The sequence below is a fragment of the Allobosea vaviloviae genome, assembly GCF_001298265.1.
Classification (GTDB): Bacteria; Pseudomonadota; Alphaproteobacteria; order Rhizobiales; family Beijerinckiaceae; genus Allobosea; species Allobosea vaviloviae_B.
Genome location: NZ_LGSZ01000050.1, coordinates 130685 through 138518 on the forward strand (window position 1 = coordinate 130685; position 7834 = coordinate 138518).

5 protein-coding genes are annotated in these 7834 nt (G+C 61.1%); 4 read left to right on the forward strand and 1 reads right to left on the reverse strand.

The features are described 5' to 3' along the window. Window positions 1-761: 761 nt before the first annotated feature. From AE618_RS19190 to AE618_RS19205, 4 genes are all read left to right on the forward strand, one after another. Window positions 762-2113 (forward strand): IS3 family transposase gene (locus AE618_RS19190; protein ID WP_156330369.1). Its coding sequence is split into 2 segments (ribosomal slippage): window positions 762-1098 and window positions 1098-2113, totalling 1353 coding nucleotides; the frame shifts between segments, so codons are not numbered across the junction. 83 nt (window positions 2114-2196) lie between these two features. Beyond that, window positions 2197-2727, forward strand: a complete 531-nt coding sequence (locus AE618_RS19195) for an OmpA family protein (protein WP_248310947.1) — start codon at window positions 2197-2199, stop codon at window positions 2725-2727. 240 nt (window positions 2728-2967) lie between these two features. Then, on the forward strand, window positions 2968-4038 hold the full coding sequence (locus tag AE618_RS19200; protein WP_054210686.1) for an EH signature domain-containing protein: 1071 nt from the start codon (window positions 2968-2970) through the stop codon (window positions 4036-4038). Continuing rightward, a complete protein-coding gene (locus tag AE618_RS19205; RefSeq protein ID WP_054210687.1) occupies window positions 4035-7097 on the forward strand; it encodes a DEAD/DEAH box helicase in 3063 nt (1020 codons plus the stop codon). The genes AE618_RS19200 and AE618_RS19205 overlap by 4 nt, the downstream gene beginning before the upstream one ends. Here AE618_RS19205 and AE618_RS19210 read toward each other — a convergent pair. Further along, window positions 7042-7834: IS3 family transposase (locus tag AE618_RS19210; RefSeq protein ID WP_054210698.1), on the reverse strand; the 793-nt coding region annotated here is incomplete at its 5' end. The two genes, AE618_RS19205 and AE618_RS19210, sit on opposite strands and share 56 nt — an antisense overlap.

Here is a 7834-nt window from a genome sequence, read left to right on the forward strand (position 1 = left end):
GGAAAAGCCGTTGCCGACCAGCAGAGCCAGATCCTTGCAGTCGGTGCGCTTCAATGCCTCCTTGAAATCGATCATGTCAGGCATCGCCGCAACTCGATCCTCGATGACCGAGTCTGACCGACAACCAAGCGATGCCATCGCTGCTCGCTTTAAGCTATAGATGGTTGACCTCCGTGCGCTGTTCCACAGGCCTAACAGTAAAATTCGCGTTGAGGGCCTCAGCCTGCATAATGTCGGCCGTGCCGTGCCACTTCTCGAATGGTAAGAAATCTGTGCCTACCAAATGCGCCATCCAGAAAGCACAAGGGATTAAAATGCGAACGGCTGGCGGAGGGTGTACACTTCCCGTCGACCGAAAGACATGAGCACTTTAAACATAGGGCAATAGCAGGTCGCTTGAGGAATCAACGTTGGGAACCACAGTACAGCCACTGACGAAGCAAAAGTCGGACGGGACGACGTATACCCGGCGAGACGACGTCGAGGAGGCTCTCGAAAGGCTCGTGTCACTACCGCGCTCCGATGTGGTCACCGCCCTGAAGATCCGCGACGCCCGCTCGGACCTGTACGTACAGTCTGAGTGCATCGTCTATCTAATCCGTGCTACCCGCCACGACAACGACCAGACCTATTTCGGGGAACTCTACCGCGAATTGATGCGCAGGATCGTGGCCGTTGTCTGCCGTCAGCGACCTTGAGACCATTTAGGGGTTTTCGCGAATGGAGGATTTCTGGATCATCGCAGCCATTCAGGAGCGCAGATGAGACAGAAATCCGGGCCGGAGAAAGCACCGGCAGAGCAGATCGTGAAGGATATCCGCCGAGCGACGCGTCGGCAGTTCTCGGCCGAAGAGAAGATCCGCATCGTGCTGGAAGGGGTGCGGGGCGAAGAGAGCATCGCCGAACTGTGCCGACGCGAGGGGATCGCCTCATCGATGTATTACGGCTGGTCGAAGGAGTTCCTCGACGTCGGCAAGCGCCGGCTGGCCGGCGACACGGCGCGTGCGGCGACCTCCGACGAGGTGAAGGAACTGCGTCGGGAGGCGCAGGCGCTGAAGGAGGCCGTGGCCGATCTGACCCTGGAAAACCGCCTGCTTAAAAAAAGCATGCTCGCGGATGGGGAAGACGACACATGAGATACCCCGCATCCGAGAAGGCCGAGATCATTCGCCTGGTCGAGGCCTCGCATCTGCCGGCGCGACGCACGCTCGACAAGCTCGGCATTCCCCGCGCCACGTTCTATCGCTGGTACGATCGCTATCTCACCGGCGGGATCGAGGCGCTCGCCGATCATCGCTCGCGGCCCGACCGTGTTTGGAACCGGATCCCTGAGCCGGTTCGGGACGAGATCGTTGAACTGGCGCTGCGCGAAACGGATCTCAGCCCGCGCGAGCTGGCAGTGCGCTTCACCGACGAGAAGAGCTACTGCGTCTCGGAGGCGTCAGTGTATCGGCTGCTGAAGGCGCATGATCTGATCACCAGCCCAGCCTATATCGTCATCAAGGCGGCGTCTGAATTCAAGGACAAGACGACGGCGCCGAACCAGCTCTGGCAGACCGACTTCACCTATCTGAAGATCACCGGATGGGGCTGGTACTATCTCTCGACCGTGCTGGACGACTTCTCCCGCTTCATCGTCGCCTGGAAGCTCTGCGCCACGATGCGGGCCGACGACGTCACCGCCACGCTCGATCTCGCGCTGGCCGCATCGGGGCTCGACCAGATCACGGTCGCCCACCGGCCGAGGCTATTGAGCGACAACGGCTCGTCCTACATCTCGGCCGACCTCGCCACCTGGCTCGACGGCAAGGGCATGAAGCACATTCGCGGCGCGCCCTACCATCCCCAGACGCAGGGCAAGATCGAGCGCTGGCACCAGACCCTCAAGAACCGCATCCTGCTCGAAAATTACTATCTGCCTGGCGATCTCGAACGGCAGGTCGCGGCTTTCGTCGAGCACTACAACCATGCCCGCTATCACGAGAGCATCGGGAATCTCACCCCGGCCGACGTCTACTTCGGCCGCGACCAGACCATCCTCCTCGAACGCGAAAGGATCAAACGCCAGACCCTCCAGCAGCGCCGCTTGCAGCACCACGCCAAGGCCGCCTAACCTCAAACCAAGATGAGCCAGAACCTCCGTTCCTGAGAAACCAAAACGGTCTCAAATCATCTGACGACGAACAGTTGGATGTCGTGGTCAACGGCAGCCGCGACGCCCTGCAATTCAAGGGTGATGGTCTTTTCGATCGAAACGCCGACAAGCCTCGCAATCGTGCAAAACTTGAACTCATCGCCCGCATCCTTCGTGATGAGCTCGCGTGCTACGTGCATGGAGAGGGCTCGACGCTCCCGACCGGCTGCAACGCCAACCTCGTTGTGATCGACGCATTGCAGGTCGAAGGCCATACCGACAGCGACGGCTCGGATGCGCACAACATGGATTTAAGCGCCCGAAGAGGTGCAGCCGTGTACACGGTCATGGTGGCGGCAGCACCAGAAATCCTCGCATTTAAGAACCTCAGGAGTCAGCCAATCCTGTCGGTGGCAGGCTATGGAAAAGGCCGGCCGATCCGCGAGAACAATTCGGATGAGGCAAAAGATGCCAACCGGCGCATAGATCTGCGCCTTATCATGTTCTCACCAACCGAAGAAAAATTTGTCCCTCAGAACTTGAGCCATCTGGTCGAGTTGCTGTGGACGCTCCAACCCAACGCCGCCAGATGACGCTGCTCGATAGCCTTACGACACTGCCTGATCCCCTGAAGCCGGTCCCCATACCGGTCACGTTCGAGCGCGCCGTCGAAACCATCAAGCTGACCTATCCCGCTGTCCAGCCGCAGAGCATCGAGCAGATCGACGCACTGATTGCGCGCATCTCAACCGCCATGAGTTCTGGCGACTGGTCGACGGTGAAGGAAGGTGATGTGGCGGCCGTAGTTCGCGCCATAGCGTCGCGCGCGCGCGTTGCCGGCGGCCCTTGCGGATTTCCTGCTGGGAGAGCTCTCAGTCTCCACCCGCAAAACACTCCTTGGCGCGCTCTGCGACGGTTATCTCACGGGTTGGCGCCAGGAGGATCTGCTGACGCGGAAACTGGCTGGAATCATTCAAGCCCGCTCCTCTTGGCTGCCAAGCCGCTGGCAGGCGATGTTCATGGCGGTGCCGGAGGCACTCGATCTGGAAGAGGGTCCAAAGCGATTTGGACAACGCCTCGCCGCTGAACCCGACCCCTACCGAGCATCTCTTGCCAGCGGAATTGCAGCGCCGCACGACGTCGGCTTCATGGCCGCTGTCCACTCAGCCTGGCTGGCCGCCATCCCGTCTCCAGAGTCCGAGGTGTCCGCGCGCCGCGTGCTGGCGTGGATAACGCCGCGCGATGCACCGCAGCTCGAGAGCGACCGAGGCGCGAGCGCCGTCCAGCGGCTCTTGATGCCGTGGCAGTCAAAAATGGCGCCGGCCGACTTGCGTTCGGTGCTCTTACCTGCGCTCACCACGGCATATGGCGACCCTCGACGAGACCGACCCGAATTCTGGACCCTTGTCAGCGACGACGCGCGCCGCGTCATCTTCCGCTGGCTCGCTGGTCGCAGCATGGAGGCGTTTATCGACGTCGTATCCCGGGCTGAGGCGGCAGGCGCATACAGCGCCCAGTGGGCGAGCCGGCGCCGGTTCTGGATGGGCCTATATGAAAAGGGCCGTATTGACGAAGCCTGGGTCGCGTTGACGCGCGACGCCCAAGCGATCGCAGCGAGCCTCTTCCAGCAGACCAAGGACCCGGCCTACGAGAGCTATGGGAAGCAAGAAGGCGCCCGGAAGAAGACGTGTCTCTTGGTGATGCGGATCGGCAACCTGATCGTCGTCGAAGGCTCACACGACTTTCGCGTGCACGTTTTCCGTACCGAGGATACCGCTGCTCCCCGGCTCTATGCCTCAGGCTATGACGCAGAGAGCTTCCTGCTGCCGGTCGGCCACCACGATGCAAGAATGCACGACACTGCGGGAAATTGGATGCGGTGGGTGGAGAGGAAGATCCGGTGACGGCGCCATTCACATTCTCCTTCGACCAATCCGGCGGCGAGTTACGGCTTGCCGAGGAGAAAAGAGGCCTTTTCGGATTCCTCAGACGTCGTGGCACCCGAGACCTGCTGGCACTTCCCAAGGAGGACCGCGCCTTGGGCATGGCCGTGGCGCGCTTGCATGCTCTAGACCGCGATGGCCGTGAGCACGACGTTACGGCGACCTCTCTTCGCCTCTCTCATCGCCTTCTTGCACAGTTGGATAGCGCTACTGCTCGCGCTCTTGGCCTTCCACCGCTGCTCACTGGATACGTCTTCAAGGCGGCTCTCAGAGGATCACTGGGAAGCCCCAACTTCCGGATCGATTGGTGGTGGGCGCGAGGGGAAAAAACGATACCGCTTCGTCGTGTTGGAGCGGTCGTTGAAACAGTCGACGGACCCGCGCGACTGCCGCCGCCGATCCTTCAAGCGATCGAAGTCGCAGAAAGCTTCGATCCTAAAAGCCCGATTGCTGACCATTGGCTTACCGTCGGTCGATTCCGGACAGCTCTCGGCACCGACAACGATCCCGCGGTCGCGTTCGATCAGGAGGGTCTGCTCGGCGAGATCGAAGTTGTGACGTGCGAATGCGTCGGCCTCCAGCTGTTCGATGCTGACGACGCGCGATTCGAGGCTCTCCCTCTCGCGCGATCCAGTGGTGGCGACTTGGCCTTGCCTGATGCGTCAAACGCTCTGATCCATGGTGCTGAACTGGCCGAATTTCAGCGGCAGACGAAGGCTCGAAGCGCACAACCGGCCTATCGGATCGGTCCCAAGCGGTTCCTTATTCTCGACCGCTCGGCGATGCCGGTCGTGCAGGTCATCGCAGAAGCGGCCAAGCAGCCGGATGGCGGACGGCGCCGCTTCATCATCGAGGCAGAGCAGGTCATCACCGACGCCATCGAGCGTCAGGCCCTGGCCGATGGCCGGTTGAACGAACTCATGAGTCCAGAAGGATATGCTGAGGCGCTTGAGCGCGAGGTCGGACGATCATGGGCTGAGACGCGGGAATGGGCTTCGCGCGTCATCGCCGTCGCCGAGTGGACTCGTCCGGTCTTGGGCCAGCTATCTGGCTCTGGAACGCAGTGGTTGCCTCCCTCCCTCGCGCCTGAACTGGGGGAAATTCTGGGAGCTGTTCCAGACGATGAAGTGGAAAATCTGCTGCGGGAGCTGCGTCACGCCATCGAACACGGGCAATCGGTGATCCAGCACAGCGCCGGTGAGATCCCCGTCATTCCAGACGTTGTTGAAGCATTGATGCGGCGCCTCGAAATGATCGGGCGGCGACAGCAGATCGCGCCGCCGGGCGATCCGACGACGGTGTTCCTGCCCGTCACGCACAGCAATTTCTGGGACAACGACTTCAGCGCCCAGCTCAGACGGCGTGAGACCCTGCAAGGCGCGATGCCCGCCGATCTCTTGAGAACAAAGCTCAAGCCCCATCAGGACCGATCCTTCCAATGGCAGGTCAGCGCCTGGAGTGCTGGCCTTCCGGGTATTCTCAATGCCGATGAGCAGGGTCTTGGGAAAACCCTGCAGACCTTGGCGTTCCTAGCGTGGCTGGCCGATCACATGGCGCGTGGCAAGGTCGCGTGCCGGCCCATCTTGATCGTCGCGCCGACCTCGCTGCTCCGCAACTGGGAAGCTGAGCTCGACCTGCACTTCGTCTCAGGCGTATGGGGCGAACCCGTACGTCTGTACGGCCAGCACCTTCAGAAATGGAAGGTGCCTGCGGTCCGTGGTCGAGACATCGACGATGGCGTCGCAAAACTGGACTTGAGCGAACTCACCGCATCCAAGCGGCCACAGCTCGTCATCACGACGTACCAGACGCTCGCGAACTATGCCGTGACATTTTCCGTCACCGATTTCTCGGTCGCGATCTTCGACGAAATTCAAAATCTCAAGAACCCCGCAGCCATGCGCTCGGAAGCCGCCAAGGCGGTGAAAGCAGACTTCAAGATCGGTCTGACCGGGACCCCGGTCGAAAACGCGACCCGCGACATCTGGGCCATCATCGACCAGCTCTTCCCTGGCGCTCTTGGACCCTTGCAAGAATTCCGGAGGATTTTCGATACACCCACCGAGCTGAGGATGAGGCAGCTCCATGCGGCGATATTTGCCAGCCAAGCTGGCCGGCCGGCGATCGGACTACGAAGGCTCAAGAAGGACGCCGCTTCCGATCTCCCGCCCAAAGTCAGGGTGCTACATCCGCGCATCATGCCCGAGACGCAGGCGCTGCGGTATGATGAGGCGCGCGCCAAGGGCGGCGGAATGTTCGCCCTTCTTCACCATATCCGGCGGACATCGCTGCATCCTGGACTGATTGAAGGCGAAACACCTGACCGTTTCGCCTTGTCGTCGGCCAGGACCACTGCAGCATTGGATATCCTCGGCGCGATTCAGAAGAAGAAAGAGCGCGCCCTTGTCTTCATCGAGAACCGCGACGTTCAGGCGTGGTTCGCCGAGCTTGTCAAAATCGAGTTTGGTCTGGAGCAGGTCTATGTGATCAACGGCGACACCGGAATCGATGCGCGAAAGGAGATCACGGACCGATTTCAACGCCATCTCAAAGATGATCAGGGCTTCGACATCCTGGTCTTGGGCCCTCGCGCGGCCGGAACAGGCCTGACCCTCACGGCGGCAAACCATGTGATCCATCTCACGAGATGGTGGAATCCTGCCGTCGAGGAGCAATGCAATGATCGAACACATCGCATCGGCCAAACGCGCCCCGTGACGGTGCACATCCCCTTGGCCGTTCACCCGAGGCTTGGTCCGAAATCCTTCGACTGCTTGCTGCAACGATTGATGAGGCGGAAACGAAATCTAGCCGAATCTGTGCTTTGGCCGCAGGAATCGGGGGACGCAGAGCTCGCCTCCCTCTACAATTCAATATTGGAGAAAGAAGAGGTTACCTCTGAAAAGCCGGAAGAGATGCGCCTTTTTGACAGACCTGATCTGATAGTGACCTGCCACTGGTTTGTCATCCAGCGGCGATTAGAGCCTCAGCCGGTTTTACGCCGTGTGGCGTGGGGCTAGCAACGGGCGATCGGCGGAGCTGGTCTGGGTTGCGCAGCCGATCGTCCGTTGCGGTGAAGTTGGCGGCATAGGCCGCTGGCGTGAGGTATCCGAGCGCCGAGTGTGGGCGCGCGGTGTTGAAGTCAGCGATCCATGCCGCGATCTTGGCGCGGGCGTCATCAAGATCGAAGAACAGTGTCTCGTTGAGAAGCTCGTCGCGCATGCGGCCGTTGAAGCTCTCCACGAAGCCGTTCTGCATGGGCTTGCCCGGCGCGATGAAGTGCCAGTCCACGCCGTTGTCGCGGCACCAGGCGAGCATTGCGTTACAGGTGAACTCCGTGCCGTGATCGCTGACGATCATGCCCGGCTTGCCGTGCCGTTCGATGATCGCCGTCAGCTCACGCGCCACGCGCCGGCCCGAGATCGAGGTGTCCGGGATCGCGCCCAGGCACTGCTTGGTGACGTCGTCGACGATGTTCAGTATCCGGAAGCGTCGGCCGTTGGCGAGCTGGTCGTGGACGAAGTCGGTCGACCAGCGCGCATTCGGCTTCGCCTCTACCAGGATCGGCGCCCGTGCTCCTACGGCCTTGCGGCGGGCTCTCCGCTTGCGCACGGATAGGCCCTCTTCGCGATAGAGCCGATGGATGCGGTTGATGCCCGACGGTTCGCCCTCCCGCCTGAGCAGGATGAATAGCCGTCGATAGCCAAACCGGCGTCGCTCATTGGCAAGCTCCCGCAACCGGGTGCGAAGCTCCGCA